11 protein-coding genes and 2 pseudogenes are annotated in these 14,248 nt (G+C 69.1%); 6 read left to right on the top strand and 7 right to left on the bottom strand.

The genetic code is table 11. The features are described 5' to 3' along the window. Window positions 1–60: 60 nt before the first annotated feature. From ACFXI3_RS37675 to ACFXI3_RS37665, 3 genes are read right to left on the bottom strand one after another with little or no spacing between them, the layout of a single operon-like run. The gene (locus ACFXI3_RS37675) at window positions 61–885 is read right to left on the bottom strand and encodes a YceI family protein (protein ID WP_344266571.1); all 825 of its coding nucleotides are present in this window, start codon (window positions 883–885) and stop codon (window positions 61–63) included. Further along, a complete protein-coding gene (locus ACFXI3_RS37670) occupies window positions 882–3,512 on the bottom strand; it encodes an MFS transporter (RefSeq protein ID WP_378406145.1) in 2,631 nt (876 codons plus the stop codon). The genes ACFXI3_RS37675 and ACFXI3_RS37670 overlap by 4 nt, the downstream gene beginning before the upstream one ends. Next, window positions 3,509–4,036 (bottom strand): MarR family transcriptional regulator, encoded by a 528-nt coding sequence (locus tag ACFXI3_RS37665; protein WP_344266566.1) that lies wholly within the window; start codon window positions 4,034–4,036, stop codon window positions 3,509–3,511. The genes ACFXI3_RS37670 and ACFXI3_RS37665 overlap by 4 nt, the downstream gene beginning before the upstream one ends. A gap of 251 nt (window positions 4,037–4,287) precedes the next feature. Between ACFXI3_RS37665 and ACFXI3_RS37660 the strand changes: the two genes are divergently transcribed. Then, complete coding sequence (locus tag ACFXI3_RS37660; RefSeq protein ID WP_344266564.1) at window positions 4,288–4,713, top strand: PPOX class F420-dependent oxidoreductase; 426 nt, start codon at window positions 4,288–4,290, stop codon at window positions 4,711–4,713. Between the two features lie 244 nt (window positions 4,714–4,957). Here ACFXI3_RS37660 and ACFXI3_RS37655 read toward each other — a convergent pair whose 3' ends face one another. Continuing rightward, window positions 4,958–5,530 carry a TetR/AcrR family transcriptional regulator gene (locus ACFXI3_RS37655; RefSeq protein WP_378406142.1) on the bottom strand — a complete coding sequence of 191 codons (573 nt, stop codon included), beginning with the start codon at window positions 5,528–5,530 and terminating at the stop codon, window positions 4,958–4,960. An 89-nt stretch (window positions 5,531–5,619) separates the two neighbouring features. Between ACFXI3_RS37655 and ACFXI3_RS37650 the strand changes: the two genes are divergently transcribed. Together ACFXI3_RS37650 and ACFXI3_RS37645 are read left to right on the top strand one after the other, a co-directional pair. Continuing rightward, a complete protein-coding gene (locus ACFXI3_RS37650; protein WP_378406140.1) occupies window positions 5,620–7,134 on the top strand; it encodes an MFS transporter in 1,515 nt (504 codons plus the stop codon). An 891-nt stretch (window positions 7,135–8,025) separates the two neighbouring features. Continuing rightward, window positions 8,026–8,857: pseudogene (locus tag ACFXI3_RS37645) on the top strand (IS5 family transposase). A 230-nt stretch (window positions 8,858–9,087) separates the two neighbouring features. Here ACFXI3_RS37645 and ACFXI3_RS37640 read toward each other — a convergent pair. From ACFXI3_RS37640 to ACFXI3_RS37630, 3 genes and pseudogenes are all read right to left on the bottom strand, one after another. Further along, window positions 9,088–9,807: a cold-shock protein gene (locus tag ACFXI3_RS37640; RefSeq protein WP_378406172.1), complete on the bottom strand. Its 720-nt coding sequence runs from the start codon at window positions 9,805–9,807 to the stop codon at window positions 9,088–9,090. A gap of 30 nt (window positions 9,808–9,837) precedes the next feature. Continuing rightward, a pseudogene (locus tag ACFXI3_RS37635) lies at window positions 9,838–10,035 on the bottom strand (cold-shock protein); the annotation flags it as partial. Window positions 10,036–10,440: 405 nt separating this feature from the next. Further along, the gene (locus tag ACFXI3_RS37630; protein WP_378406138.1) at window positions 10,441–11,019 is read right to left on the bottom strand and encodes a TetR/AcrR family transcriptional regulator; all 579 of its coding nucleotides are present in this window, start codon (window positions 11,017–11,019) and stop codon (window positions 10,441–10,443) included. Between the two features lie 88 nt (window positions 11,020–11,107). On the opposite strand from ACFXI3_RS37630, the gene ACFXI3_RS37625 reads away from it, so the two are divergent. The 3 genes from ACFXI3_RS37625 to ACFXI3_RS37615 all read left to right on the top strand — a co-directional run bounded on the left by ACFXI3_RS37625 (window position 11,108) and on the right by ACFXI3_RS37615 (window position 14,105). Next, entirely contained in the window at window positions 11,108–11,989 is an 882-nt protein-coding gene (locus tag ACFXI3_RS37625) for an SDR family oxidoreductase (RefSeq protein WP_378406136.1), read from the top strand. A gap of 74 nt (window positions 11,990–12,063) precedes the next feature. Then, window positions 12,064–12,660: a class I SAM-dependent methyltransferase gene (locus ACFXI3_RS37620; protein ID WP_378406134.1), complete on the top strand. Its 597-nt coding sequence runs from the start codon at window positions 12,064–12,066 to the stop codon at window positions 12,658–12,660. A gap of 50 nt (window positions 12,661–12,710) precedes the next feature. Next, window positions 12,711–14,105: an FAD-binding oxidoreductase gene (locus ACFXI3_RS37615; protein ID WP_182892825.1), complete on the top strand. Its 1,395-nt coding sequence runs from the start codon at window positions 12,711–12,713 to the stop codon at window positions 14,103–14,105. Window positions 14,106–14,248 lie beyond the last annotated feature (143 nt).

Raw genomic sequence — 14,248 nt, 5'->3', positions numbered from 1 at the left:
CGCCCAGGACAACGAACAGGCCGCCCGGAACAGTTCCCGGGCGGCCTGTCGCGGTTTTCTCTAGAACTGCGGCAGGGACTCGCCCTGCACCGCCTCGATGTCCAGCTCCACCTTGACGGTCGTGCCGATCGCGGCCACGCCCGCCCGCACCATCGCGCTGTAGTTGATCGCGAAATCGTTGCGGTGCAATTGCGTTTCGGCGTGGAACGCGGCGCGCACGCCGCCCCACGGGTCCGGGCCGTGCCCGGTGTAGCGCAGGTCGAGCGTGACGTCGCGGCGTTCGCCGTGCAGCGTCAGCACGCCGCGCAGCGCCCAGTTGTCCGTGCCGAGCTGGGAAAGCCCGGCGCTTTCGAACGTGATGAGCGGATACGCGTCGACGTCAAGGAATTCAGCCGAACGCAGGTGGTCGTCCCGCATCTTGATGCCGCTTTCGATGCTGCCCGCCTTGATCTCGGCGTGCACCGTCGACCGCTCCACCGGGCGGGCGACGTCGATCCGCCCGGCCACGTCCGGGAACCGCACCTTGATGCTCGCGATGCCCATGTGCCGCGCGGTGGCGACCACCGACGAGTGCATCGGGTCGATCGTCCACGGACCCTCCGGCGGCAGCTCGACCGCGCCGGAAACCGGCACGAGCGCGATGTCGCCGAGCAGCCCGGCCCCGTCGGAGCCGATCTGCACGGTGCGGGCCAGCGGCGTGTACCCCGGCGCGGTGATCACGGCGGTGTAGACGCCCGGGGGCAGCGGGTCAGTGACCACTGCCCCCTTCGCGTCCGTGACCTGCCGCGCGACCTGGCGTCCGTTGAGGTCGGTGACCGTGAGCACCGCGTTCTCGACCGGCCAGCCGCCGTTCGAGCGCAGCTGTGCGCGCAGGCCCCCGCTCATGACCGGTCGACCAGCTCGTCGAGCGCCTGGTCGTAGCTCAGCCGCACGTCGTGCTGGGCCTCGCCGTCGTTCAGCGTCACCTGGCTGGTGGCGGGCGGGTAACCGCTCGCCACGACCGTGTACGAGCCGATCGGCAGGTCGCTGACCACGTACCGGCCCTCGCTGTCGGTGCGGGCCACCGCCGCGACGTTGCCGTTCGCGTCGAGCACGGTGATCCGCGCGTCCGGCACGATCCGGTCGCCCTCGGTGCGCGCGACGCCCTGGAGCAGCACCGCGCCGGCGAGTTCGACGTCGTGGCGCAGCACACCGCTGTCCGGCACTGTCAGCGTGACCGCGACCGGGCGGTAGTGCGGGCCGCTCGCGACCAGCGTGTACTGCCCGGCGCCGACGCCGCTGAAGGTGTAGACGCCGTCCTCGGTCGTGATGAACGCGCCGTTGACCTCGCCGCGCGAGTCGGTCAGCGTGACCGTCGCGTTGGCCAGCGGGGTCGCGGTGCCGATCGAACGGACCACGCCGGTCAGCTCGCCGGACCCGGTGAGCGTGACGTCGAGGTTCGCCGGGTGCCCGCCGACCACCACGCTGGAGGCCTGCGGCTGGTGCCCGGGAGCGGACACGATCAGCACGTACGTTCCCGGACCCTGGGTCGGGATCGAGTAGCTGCCGTCGCCGTTGCCGGTCGCCCGCGCCACCTGACGGCCCTGCTGGTCGATCAGGGTCAGCGCGGCCGCGCTCACGTGGCTGCCGTCCTGGCGGCGCACGTGGCCGGTGACCGGGACGCCGCCCGAACCGGTTGCCGTGCCGAATTCGGCGTCGGCCAGCGAGTTGGTGATCGGCATCGGCCGGGCGTCGGCCACCGCCTGCGCGTCGCCGTGGCCGTTCGTCAGTGCGTGCTTGCCGCCCGCTCCGACGAGCACCGGCTCCTGCTTCGGGGCCTCCTCGAACAGCGAACCCGTCTTCAGCTCAGCGGTGTCGTCCTGCGCGGCCGGGACCGGCTCGTCCAGGTCTTCCAGCAGCGCCTCGCCGCCTTCGACCGCGGCCGCGGCCGGGTTCATGCCCGCCAGCGGGATCTCCTTCATGAACAGCAGCACCAGCGTGGCCAGCAGCGCGACGCCGCCGGCGACCCAGAACACCGTGGTGATGGACTCGGTGAAGCCGATCAGGATCGGCGTGCGCACCGCTTCCGGCAGCGTCTGGATGACGCTCGTGTTGCTCGACAGGTCGCCGAGGTTGGCGCCCCCGCCCGGAGGCAGGTGGCCGCCGAAGGCCTTGGTGATGTTGCCCGGCAGCACGTTGAACAGAATCGTCAGGAACACCGCGACACCGGCGGTACCGCCGATCTGGCGGAAGAACGTGGCCGACGCGGTCGACACGCCCATGTCCTTGCGCGGGCCCGCGTTCTGCACCGCGATGATCAGCGTCTGCATGCACTGGCCGAGGCCGAGGCCGATGATCAGCGCGGCCACCAGCGGGTGCCAGATCGGAGTGTCGTACTTGACCAGCGCGAAGAAGAACGCGCCCGCCGCGATCAGGATCGTGCCGACGACCGGGAAGATCTTGTAGCGCCCGGTCTTCGAGGTGATCCGGCCGGAGATGATCGAGGCGGACATGATGCCGACCATCAGCGGCAGCATCAGCAGACCCGATTCGGTCGGCGAGTAACCCTGCACGACCTGCAGGTACTGCGGGATCATCGTGATCGCGCCGAACATCGCCACACCGACGATCACGCCGCCGATGATGGCGACGGTGAAGGTCGAGTTCTTGAACAGCCGCAACGGAATCAGCGCGGCGTCCTTCATCAGCTTCTCGACGACGATGAACAACACGACGCCGACGCCGCCGATGATGTACATCCAGATCGACTTCTGGTCGCCCCAGCCCCACTTCTGGCCTTGTTCGGCGACGATCAGGAACGGCACCACGGCGATGACCATGGTGAGCGCGCCCCACCAGTCGATCTTGTGGTCGTGGCGGTTGTGCGGAACGTTCAGCACCTTCGCGACGACGAACAGCGCGACGATGCCGATCGGCACGTTGATCAGGAAGACCCAGCGCCAGCCGTGCAGGCCGCCGAGGGTGTCGAAGCCGGCGAAGAAGCCGCCGAGCACCGGGCCGAGCACCGTCGAGATGCCGAACACGGCGAGGAAGTAGCCCTGGTAGCGCGGGCGTTCCCGCGGCGGGACCACGTCGCCGATGATCGTCATGGCCAACGACATCAGACCGCCGGCGCCGAGACCCTGCACCGCGCGGAACGCGGCCAGTTCGTACATCGTCGTCGAAGCCGACGCCGCCGCCGAACCGACGACGAAGATCGCGATCGCGGCGAGGTAGAACGGCTTGCGGCCGTAGATGTCGGAAAGCTTGCCGTAGATCGGCGTGGCGATCGTCGACGTGATCAGGTACGCCGTGGTCGCCCATGCCTGCAGGTCGAAGCCGTGCAGGTCGTTGGCGATCCGGACGATCGAGGTGCCCACGATCGTCTGGTCGAGCGCGGCGAGGAACATGCCGCACATCAGGCCGCTGATGATCGTGACGATTTGGCGGTGAGTCAGCCGCGGACCGCTCTCGCTGTCGTCAGCGGGCGCTCCCCCTCGCGACTGAGGTTGTTTTTCAACGGTGGACGTCATGCGTTCGAGGCCCCCTTGGCCTGTCCCGCCGCCGTGATTTCGGACAGCGACGGATTGTTCTTTTCGATACCTGTGTTGAGCCGCGCGAGAAGCTCGTTGAGCGTCTCGCGCTCCTCCTGGCTCCAGTCGCCGAGTACTTCGGCCAGCCACCGGGCGCGGTGCTTGCGGTTTTCGTCGAAGACGCGAAGGCCTTCGGCGGTCGGGGCGAGCAAGCAGGCGCGGCCGTCCTCGGGGTCGGCCTGCCGTTCGACGAGCCCGTGCTGCACGAGCGAGCTGGACTGCCTGCTGATCGTGGAGATCTCCGAGTGCAGGAACTCGGCCAGCTTGCTGGTGCGTTGCGGGCCTTCGTGGACGAGGCAGAAGAGGATCGCGTACGCGGCCCTTTCGATCCCGTCCGGACCGTGCTTGGCGACCTGGGACTTCGCCTTGGTGATCAAGCGCATGAACCGGACCAGCTCGTGTCCGAGCTGGTCGGCAAGGTCGAGGTCGGCCTCGGGCCTGACGGCGGAGTTCTGAGGTGCCATGTGGGTCTTCCTTGGGGTGGAGCAAACCATTGGTTGGCGACTGCAACTAGTTGCCTTAAGCAAGAGTGTGCCCGTACGGCGTATTTCGCAAGCGGCCGACCCCTGGTTGTGTCACAGGACACTTTAGTTGCCGCATGCAAGCAGATTTCAACCGGAGAGGTAACGTCCGTTTTCTCCCGGTATGCGGACGCCGCTGGTCACCCGTGGTTTCGGGGCGGGAACAGATCCTTCTCGCCGGGCCTTGTAGGGGTATGACTGACGACACAGCGCTCTACGACCTCATCGCGGCGGGCAAGCAGGGGGTCCTGGCGACCCTGAAGCGAGACGGCCGTCCCCAGCTGTCGACGGTGACGCATTACTTCGACCGCGACGCCCGCCAGCTGCAGGTGTCGATCACGGACACGCGCGCGAAGACGAAGAACATGCGGCGGGATCCGCGGGTGAGTTACCACGTGGCGTCGTCGAATGGCTGGTCGTACGCCGTGGCGGAGGGGCGGGCGGTGCTGTCGCCGGTCGCGGCGGCTCCGGATGACGAGGCGGTGGAGGCGTTGATCGCGCTGTATCGCAAGGTCGCGGGCGAGCATCCGGACTGGGCGGAGTACCGGGCGGCGATGGTGGCGGATCAGCGGCTGGTGCTGACTGTGGAGATCGAGCGGGTTTACGGGTTGGCTCGCTGAGGTTTTCGGCTGGGTGCGCTTGCGCGCCTTCGGGTCGTGAGGGGAATCCTGAGGGAATCAGAGTCCCTCAGGGTTCCCCTCACGGAGGTGAAGTCGGGTGCGGCTAGGTGCCCGGCCGTGGTGTTTTTCGGAGCTGACCCGGCACAGCAGCCGGGTACGAAGGCCGTCGACCTGCCCACCGTCGAAGCCCTGCGCGAGACCGCAGCCGGGTTCGGTCGCGCTGCTTCTCGCCGCGCGTGGAGACTCAGCTTTTCCGGTGCCCTGCCGCGACTGTCGCCTTGGCAGGGGCTCCGGCCTGGATCCGGTCGGCGATTTCGTCGATCTGCGCCAACAGGCCTTCCGTCGCCTCTTCGCCCAGCGCCGCGCGCATGTAGAGGCCTTCGCCGACCAGCATCACCAGCTCCGCCGTCAGCCGGTCCTCGACGTGCTCCAGCATCAGCTCGCGGGTGCGCTCGGTGCAGCGCCGCGACACCTCCGCCGCGGTCGGGTCGTTGAGCACCAGCCGGATCGCGGCCATCGTCGTGCGGTGCAGCGCGAGGTCGCTCGTGACGTCGGTGATCGCCGAGCGCAGGTAGTAGCGGACCACGCCCTCCGGTGCGGTGCGCGCGCGTTCGAGGTCGTCGTCGGTCAGCCGCTCCAGGCGTTCGAGCAGGCCGTCGCGCAGGGCGTCCTTCGAGCCGAAGTGGTAGAGCAGGCCGCCCTTGGACACCCCGGCGTGCGCCGCGACGGCGTCGAGCGTGATCTCGGCCGGGCCGCGGTCGGCGAGGATGACCTCGTACGAACCGAGGATGCGTTCACGTGCTGAGGGTTTAGCCATCGCCTTGACTATACCGTCCAGACGGTTTACCTTCTACCTCAGGAACGAAACTGTACCGTCTGGACGGTATAAGAAAGGAAGAGTGCGCCATGGTGCGGCGCGGAGGCCAGTGGTGGGCTTTGGCAGTGCTGGTGCTGCCGGTCCTCTTGATCAGCGTGGATACGACAGTCCTGGGCTTTGCCCTGCCCTATCTCAGCGAGGATCTCGCGCCCACGGGCGCGGAACAGCTGTGGATCGTCGACGTCTACTCGTTCGTCCTGGCCGGATTGCTGGTCTTCATGGGGACGCTGGGCGACCGGATCGGCAGGCGGCGGCTGCTGCTCATCGGCGGTGCGGCGTTCGGCGCGGCCTCGGTGCTGGCGGCGTTCGCCACGTCGCCGCTGATGCTGATCGTCGCGCGGGCGCTGCTGGGCGTCGGCGGCGCGACGCTGATGCCGTCCACGCTGTCGCTGATCCGCAGCATCTTCACCGAAGATCGCACGCGGCGTACCGCGGTCGCGATCTGGAGTGCGGCGTTCTCCGGCGGGATGGCGGTCGGCCCGGTCGTCGGCGGCTGGCTGCTCGAGCACTTCTGGTGGGGTTCGGTCTTCCTGATCAACGTCCCGGTGATGGTGCTGCTGCTCGTCGCGGGCCCGTTGCTGCTGCCGGAATTCCGCGATCCGAATCCGGGCCGGTTCGACCCGTGGTCGGCGCTGCTGTCGCTGGGCACGATGCTGCCGGTCGTCTACGGCGTGAAGATCGCCGCGACGGAGGGCCTCACCTGGCCGGCCGGTTTCGCGATGATCGCCGGGCTCGCGCTGGGCACCGCGTTCGTGCGCCGGCAGCGGCGGCTCGACCAGCCGATGCTGGACCTCGGCCTGTTCGCCAACCGCAAGTTCGCCGGTTCGGTGATCACGAACCTGCTGGGCGTGTTCGCCCTGGTCGGGCTGCTGTTCCTGCTGCCGCAGTACCTGCAGCTGGTGCTCGGCCTGACCCCGCTGGTCGCGGCCTTGTGGATGCTGCCCGCGACGGTCGCCGGTGTCGTCGGCGCCCTGGCGGCAGCCTGGCTCGCCCGCCGAGTCCGGGTGCCGGTCCTGGTCAGCCTGGGCCTGCTGCTGGGCGCGGCCGGCTTCCTGGTCCTGACGACGATCGGCGCCGAAGCCGGATTGGCCGCGGTCGTGGTGGCGTTCGTCCTGGTCGGCGGCGGGGTGGCGCTGTCGGAAACCCTGACGAACGACCTCGTGATCTCCGCCGCCCCGGTCAACCGCGCCGGTGCCGCGTCGGCGATCTCGGAAACGGGCTACGAATTGGGCGGCGCACTGGGCACCGCCCTGCTGGGCAGCCTCGCCACGGCGGTCTACCAGTCAGGCCTGCCCGCCACCACGCCCGCCGCGGCCCACGACACCTTGGGCGGCGCGGTAGCCACCGCGCATGGCCTGCCCGCCGCCGAAGGTGCGGAGTTGCTGAGCACCGCCCGCGAGTCCTTCGTGACGGCGCTGCACACGAGCGCGTGGGTGGGCGCCGCGATCCTCGTGTACACGGCACTGCAGGCGTACTTCCTGTTGGGACGCCGTCGAAACCGCCCGCAGGCAGCTCAACCGGAGGAGCCCGCGATGTCGTCGTGACTCAGGCCCGTCGGGCAGGCGAACGAGAACCGCCTGCCCGACGGCCGGCGCAGGTTCGGCTGGCCAGCGTGCCGGTGGAGTGGGGTATTTCGGTTGCTGGACAAGGGGGAATGCTTCGGAGCGGCTTCCCTTGACGCCGGGCTGGCGCGGGCTTAGCGCCGTCCGATCCGGCTATCTGCTGGGTGCCCGCCGAAACCGGTCTGTTGGGTGCCGCCGAGACCGGCTGCGGGCCGCGCGGCGCGGGTTCTACTGGCCTGGGTGCCTGGGTGCCTGGGTGCCAGGGTGCCAGGGTGCCAGGGTGCCAGCGGAGGATTCTACTTGCTGGGCAAGAAAAATTCCTCAGAGCGGCCTCCGCTGACACTCGGCGAACGCGGACCCGCCGCCATCCGGTCCACGGAGGCGCGGGAGCGGTTGCTCGCGCGGCATTCGTGGATTCGGTGAACCTGCTCCGGCGCGGCCAGCCCGTCCGGCCACCCGAAGCAATCCCCCCTGAGTCTGGAGAACTGCGGTTTCGGTTGGCGGGCCTGGAAAACGCTTCCGGGCGGGCAGCAATCCGTCGATGCTTGACGAGTGCGGGTGCCGTCCTGCTCGAGATGCGGGAACGGGCGCTGAGGCGAGCGGAAACCTTTGGCGCTGCTCGGATCCCGCTTGTGCAGCTCAGTGAAGCGCTTGCCGCTCGAAGTTCTTCGGGCACAGTCGCGAGGTGCTCCGCCGGATCGGTAGTTGCTTTCCGGCCACACGGAATGACTCCGCTCGACGGCGAGCGCTCCCGGTTCAGCGGCGGTCGCTGGTCCGGGCGCGGATCTCGCCCGGACTAAGACCTGGTCTCAAACTTAAGGGTGTGTCACTGCGTAGCCTGCCGGTCCTGGTCGTCGATCGTGGGCAGTCGTGGTGAAGACGACGCAGCAGCGACGGGTCGAAGACCGGCTCTGGGAGCTGATCAACCCCTGATCCCGTCCCGACCAGCGGCGCGCGGTCCGGGTGGGCGGCCCCGGATCGATGACCGTGCCGCGCTAGAGGGGATCTTGTTCGTGCTCGACACCGGCTGCCGCTGGCGAGACCTACCCGAGCAGCTCGGATGCGGTTCCGGGCACACCGCGTGGCGGCGGTTACGTGAGTGGCAGGATGCCGGCGTGTGGGACCGGCTGCACCAGCTCGTGCTCGACGAGCTGTCCAACATCGACGAGCTCGACTGGACCAGAAGGCTGCATCGACGCGGTGTCGGTGCGGTCGAAAAAGGGGGGCGAGCTGACCGGCCGCAGCCCCACTGACCGGGGGTAAAGCTGGCTCCAAGTACCACGTTCTGTGCGACGCGAACGGGCTACCGCCGCACATCATGTTGTCGGCGGCAAACACCCACGACAGCATGCTGTTCGAGCCGCTGCTGGACACGAACCCGACCGTGCGCGGCCACCACGGCCGGGCGGGCCGGCCACGATGCCGACCGGACAAGCTGCACGCCGACAAGGGCTACGACTACCGCCGCTACCTGACCCGCCGCGGTATCAAGGTCCGTATCGCCCGGCGCGGAATTGAGGGCAAGTCCCGCCTCGGCCGGGACCGCTGGGTTGTCGAACGCACCATCTCCTGGCTGCTGCGGTTCAAACGCCTCGGGCTGCGCTACGACCGGACCGAACGCACCACGCTGGCGCTACTCACGCTGGCCCGCACCGTGATCAACGTCCGCCGGCTCATCAAGATCGAGCTCTGCGACCAGGTCTAACGCATCCATTCACTCGTTTGGGATACATCGGTAGCTCTGTGTCGTTGGGTGGGGTGACTGGTGAGTTTCTGAACGCGGAGCAGGTCCTCGGGTCGGCACGGGGCCCCCGTCACCACGAGGGAGATCGATCTCCTGGAGGAGGCTGCAGCCCGCGTTGCCGGCGGCATCATCGACGGGGATGAACGAGCACTCTCGTCGGGAAGTGATCAGCCATCGGTGGGGCCGGCTCTTCAGAGGCGTTCGACGCGGTCGGCCTGCGGGCCCCGGTCGCTCTGACGCACCGCGTACCGGACCCGGTCGCCCTTCCGCAGCGGCTCCGACCCCATGATCACGGACGCGTGGGCGAAGAGATCGTCGCCGCCTGCGTCCGGGGTGATGAAGCCGAAGCCGCGGTCGTCGTCGTAGCGCGCGACGACGCCCTCGCCGCCTCGTACGGGCGCGTCCCGTGCCGCTGGCCCTGCGGCCGCGGCAGGTGCCGACCGCTGCGGCGCCGTCTGGGGCTCAGCACCCCGGACCAGCTGCACGTCGCGGGCCTGCGGACCCTTGTCTCCACTAGCCACCTCGTAGGCGACGCGGTCGCCCTCCGCGAGCCACGTCAGCCCCTCGGCCAGGGCCCGGGCGTGAACGAAGACGTCCCCGGCGCCGGAGTCGGGGTTGATGAAGCCGAAGCCCTTGTCCTCGTCGTACCAGGCCACCGTGCCGTCGGCACCGTCCGCGATACCAGCCGCAGCGGGTGAGCCGGCCCCTGCTCCCAGCGGGATCACGTGCCCGGCCTGCGGGCCGCGCTCGCCTTCGACGATCAGGAAGGCTACCCGCTGCCCCTCGGTGACCACGCCGCCAGTCACGATGGCGGAGCTGTGCACGAAGATGTCGGCGCCGCCGCCGTCCGGCGACGCGAAGCCGTACCCCTTGCCCGGCTCGTACCAGTTGACGGTGCCGAGCAGGCCCACGGCGCTGCCGGTGGCCGCATCGGCGGTGACGCGAACGCGCAGCGCCTGAGGCCCGCGGTCGTTCTCGCCGACCTCGAACACGACGGCCTGACCCTCGCGGAGCACTTTCGCGCTGCCGTCCCCGACGATCTCGGAGGCGTGCACGAACACGTCCGGCGAGCCGTCCTCGGGCGCGAGGAAGCCGAAACCCCGTTCGGCGTCGAACCAACGGACGGTCCCTTGCAGCATCAAAGTCTCCAGGTCGAGAGGGCGGGCACTGGCCCCCAGTCTCTCTGACAGACCTCCGGTCCGTTGGGCCGGGCCCACAGGCGGGCGGTGCGGAGCCAGGGGCGGGCCGTTGGTTCACCTAGCGACACGCCGAGTTTTGAGACCAGGTCTAAGGCGCGCGGGAACGGAGCCGGGGCGCGGTGGACTTCGGCACCGCGCCGGGCGGGTCGGCAGGGGCGAGAACTTCCGTGCGCTAGTGGGAAAACCTCTCGGTGGGGGCGAGAACCCCCCGTGCGCTAGTGAGGAAAGCCCATTGAGGTGCTCGCTGCGAGAAATTCCTCACTGGCGAGAGGGAGTCGCTTGTCTGGGAGCGGATGCCGTCCGGCCCAAGCCGCACGCGGGCGGGCAGGATCGGGGCTCCGCCGGTCAGCCCAGCGAAGCGCTGGCCGCGCGAAGCTCCTCCAGCGCGGCCACCAAATACTCCGCCGGATCAGCGGCATCCCCGCGGTCGCTCTCCGACCACTCGAGATAACCCCGCTTGAAAGCCAGCACCCCCAGCTCGCTGGCGAGCGCCGCGGTCGCGTCGGGGAGGCCTCGGGCGGTCAGAGCGGCCGTCATCGCCGCAGCGAGGCCGACGCTCTTCAGTGCGTCCCGCTCCTGGAGTTCCGTGCTTGCCGCGACGGCGGCCTTCAGCCGAGGGGCGAGCTCCCGGTTCATCGGGCCCATCGCGGTTGCGGCGCGGCGCAGGCCTCCTGCGACTGCTTCCAGTGGGCTGGAGTCGGCGGGTGCGTCGGCGATTCCCTCCGCGAGCAGCCGGCTCAACGTCTCCTGCCCGGCCACCAGCAGTTCCCGCTTGTCCGGGAAATGCCGGAAGAACGTGCTCTTGGTGACGCCGGCGCGCTCAGCGATCTGCGCGACCGTCGTGGCGTCGTAGCCCTGTTCGGCGAACAGGTCGACAGCCGCCACGACCAGTCGTTCGCGCGCTCCGGGTTCCCATCGGGCCATAAAACCATCCTATGTGATGAGACCTTTGTCCCGTCACCCTGGTAGCGTGTGACGGGACAAGAGTCTCATCACTGTGAGGGAGAAATCCATGCGCGTGTTCGTCACCGGAGCGACCGGTTTGATCGGCTCTGCGGTCGTCGCCGAACTGCTGGGCAACGGCCACTCCGTCCTCGCGCTCGCTCGGTCGGAAGCCTCCGCCGCGGCGGCCGAAAAGGCTGGTGCCGAGCCGGTGCGGGGTGCGCTGGCCGACTTGGACGTCATCCGCGAGGCCGTGGCCAAGGCCGACGGGGTGGTTCACCTCGCCTTCGCCAATGCGTTCAGCAGCGACGAAGCCCTCGCGAACGCGGTCGCCGAGGAAACGGCGGCGCTCAAGGTGCAGGCTGAGGCGCTCGTCGGAAGCGACCGGCCGTTGGTCACGGTCTCCGGAACGCCGTATGCGCCGGGTCGCGCGTCGACCGAGGCTGATCCGGTTTCGACTGACGGGCCCGTCGGCCGGAGGGGGCGCACGGTCGCCGAGGTGCTGGGGTACGCGGATCGTGGGGTCCGGACGTCCGCGGTCCGGCTGCCGCGCACGGTCCACAACAACGGCGAGGGCGGGTTTGCCGGTCTGTTGACTACCATCGCCCGGCAAACGGGAGTGTCCGGTTACCCGGGCGACGGCACCCAGCGGTGGCCGGCGGTACACGCGCTCGATGCGGCGGTTCTCTTCCGGCTGGCGTTGGAAAACGCGGAGCCTGGTACGGCCTGGCACGCGGTCGCCGACGAAGGCGTTCAGGTCGCTGACATCGCGGCGGTGATCGGACGGCGGCTGGGGCTCCCGGTCGAATCGGTGCCGGAGGCGACTTACGGGCCGCTTGGTCCCATTTTCGCGACCGACCAGCCCTCCTCCAGCGCGCACACCCAGCATGCGCTCGGCTGGGTGCCGAAACACTCCGGTCTGTTGGCGGACCTGGAGAATCTTCAAAGCTGATTTGCGATTCCGGCAAAGAACCTTGCCGTCCGGCGCGGTCAGCGGAATCGTGAACGGCGGAGGTGGCAACGAAAATGGCTCCGTCCGGAAAACCCGAAGCACCACAAGACGCACAGTTCTGGGAAGACCTCTACCGCAGCCGTGAGCAGGTCTTCAGCGGCGAGCCCAATGGCGTCCTCGTCACCGAGGTCGAAGGGTTGCCGCCGGGCCAGGCGTTGGACGTTGGGTGCGGCGAAGGCGGCGATGCGCGGTGGTTGGCCGCGCGTGGCTGGCAGGTGACGGCGCTCGACATCTCGCGCACCGCGTTGCAGCGGGCGGCCGCCGCTAATGCCGGGATCGCTTGGGTGTGTTCGGATCTGGCCGCGAGTCCGGTTCCGGCGAGGGCATTCGACCTGGTCAGCGTGCAGTATTTCCCGCTCCGGCACGACGACGGGGTGGTGCGGAAGCTGCTCGACGCGGTCGCGCCCGGCGGGACCTTCCTCGTCGGCAGTCACGACCGGCGCGACCTGGGGCCGGAGCATTCCGGCTACTGCCAGCCCGACGACATCGCGCGGGTTCTTGGCGACGAGTGGACAGTCCTGGTCAACGAGAGTCGGCCGCGGGTGTCACCGGCTCCGCCGGGCACGGGGCACACCCGCGACACCGTCCTGCGCGCCCAGCGGACCAGCTAATATCGGAATTAATATTCCGCACTGCGAACATCCCGGTTTACCATGCGGGAATGAGCAACGACGCCCTCCTCCAGCGGCTTCGGGACGACCTCGGCCCGGCCGCGGTGCTCACCGACGCTGACGTCACCGACGCCTACGCGCGGGACATGATGCCGCTCGCTCCCTCGGGAAAACCGCTGGCGGTAGTGCTTCCGGCGGATACCGCGGGAGTGCAGGCGACGGTCCGTGCCTGTGCCGAAGCGAGAGTCCCCATCGTGCCGCGCGGGGCGGGCAGCGGGCTTTCCGGCGCGGCCAACGCGATCGACGGCTGTGTCGTGCTTTCGCTGACGAAGCTGAACGAGATCGTCGAGGTCGACGCGGGCAACCGGCTCGCCGTCGTGCAGCCGGGTGTCGTGAACCTCGACTTCCGGTCCGCCGTCGAGAAGCACGGCCTGTTCTATCCGCCCGACCCGTCCAGCTACGACTGGTGCACCATCGGCGGCAACCTTTCCACCAACGCCGGCGGCCTCTGCTGCGTGAAATACGGCGTGACCACCGATTCGGTGCTCGGCCTCGAAGTCGTGCTCGCCGACGGATCGCTGCTGAAAACCGGCCGCCGCACGGTGAAGGGCGTCGCCGGGTACGACCTGACCAAGCTGTTCATCGGCAGCGAGGGCACGCTCGGCGTCATCACCCAGGCGACCGTCTCGCTGCGGCCGCTTCCGCAGGCCCCGGCCACTTTTGTCGCCGGATTCAACACCACCGAGGCGGCCGGCGAGGCGGTCGCGCGGGCGGTGCGCGAGGGGCTGGTGCCGTCGCTGCTGGAGATCATGGACGCGGCGTCGATCAAGGCGTCCGAGACCTACCTCAACACCGACCTCGGCGCGGGCTCGGACTGTCAGGCGCTGCTGCTCGGCCAGTCCGACGCCGGTGGCGAGGCCGCTCGGCGCGAGCTGGCGCTGCTCGAACAGATCTGCACCGATTGCGGCGCGGACCTCGTCTACGCCACGGACGACCTCGAAGAGGGCAAGATGCTGCTGCAGGCCCGCCGCGTCGTGCTGACCGCGCTGGAGACCTACGGCGTGTGGCTCACCGACGACGTCAGCGTGCCGCGCACCCGGATCGCCGAGCTGATCCGCGGCTGCGAACGGATCAGCGAGAAGGTCGGGCTCAAGATCGCCGTCGTCGGCCACGCCGGGGACGGGAACATGCACCCGACCATCGTGTACGCGCCCGATTCCGAGGACGAGTTCGCACGCGCCCAGCAGGCGTTCGACGAGATCCTCGAAGTCGGCCTGTCGCTCGGCGGCACGGTGACCGGCGAGCACGGCGTCGGCAAGATCAAGCGCGAATGGCTCGCCCGCGAGATCGGCCCGGTCGGGATCCGCGTGCACCGGCAGATCAAACAGGCCCTCGACCCGGAGAACCTCTTCAACCCGGGCTCGATGTTCTCGATGACCGACTGACCCCGGAAACGATCGAAGCGGGGGGCGGGGAGGGCCGGCGCCCCGGCGCGCAGGGAAGTAAAAACAAAGTAGCGGCCGCGCGGGGTCGGGGGGGGGTGTGTGTTATTAAAAACAGTCGCTGGCGGCGAGTGGGGGGGGGGTGT

It is taken from the genome of Amycolatopsis sp. NPDC059235, from assembly GCF_042754125.1.
GTDB classification, from domain to species: domain Bacteria; phylum Actinomycetota; class Actinomycetes; order Mycobacteriales; family Pseudonocardiaceae; genus Amycolatopsis; species Amycolatopsis albidoflava.
Note: the sequence above shows the minus strand (reverse complement) of the source record. Positions and strands in the feature narration are given on the sequence as shown.

Bases quoted from the DNA above. Each gene is read 5' to 3' on its own strand.
- ACFXI3_RS37650 (WP_378406140.1), top strand. From the start codon at position 5,620: ATGGTGCGGCGCGGAGGCCAGTGGTGGGCTTTGGCAGTGCTGGTGCTG.
- ACFXI3_RS37655 (WP_378406142.1), bottom strand. From the start codon at position 5,530: ATGGCTAAACCCTCAGCACGTGAACGCATCCTCGGTTCGTACGAGGTC.
- ACFXI3_RS37630 (WP_378406138.1), bottom strand. From the start codon at position 11,019: ATGGCCCGATGGGAACCCGGAGCGCGCGAACGACTGGTCGTGGCGGCT.
- ACFXI3_RS37670 (WP_378406145.1), bottom strand. From the start codon at position 3,512: ATGACGTCCACCGTTGAAAAACAACCTCAGTCGCGAGGGGGAGCGCCC.
- ACFXI3_RS37625 (WP_378406136.1), top strand. From the start codon at position 11,108: ATGCGCGTGTTCGTCACCGGAGCGACCGGTTTGATCGGCTCTGCGGTC.
- ACFXI3_RS37660 (WP_344266564.1), top strand. From the start codon at position 4,288: ATGACTGACGACACAGCGCTCTACGACCTCATCGCGGCGGGCAAGCAG.
- ACFXI3_RS37665 (WP_344266566.1), bottom strand. From the start codon at position 4,036: ATGGCACCTCAGAACTCCGCCGTCAGGCCCGAGGCCGACCTCGACCTT.
- ACFXI3_RS37615 (WP_182892825.1), top strand. From the start codon at position 12,711: ATGAGCAACGACGCCCTCCTCCAGCGGCTTCGGGACGACCTCGGCCCG.
- ACFXI3_RS37620 (WP_378406134.1), top strand. From the start codon at position 12,064: ATGGCTCCGTCCGGAAAACCCGAAGCACCACAAGACGCACAGTTCTGG.
- ACFXI3_RS37675 (WP_344266571.1), bottom strand. From the start codon at position 885: ATGAGCGGGGGCCTGCGCGCACAGCTGCGCTCGAACGGCGGCTGGCCG.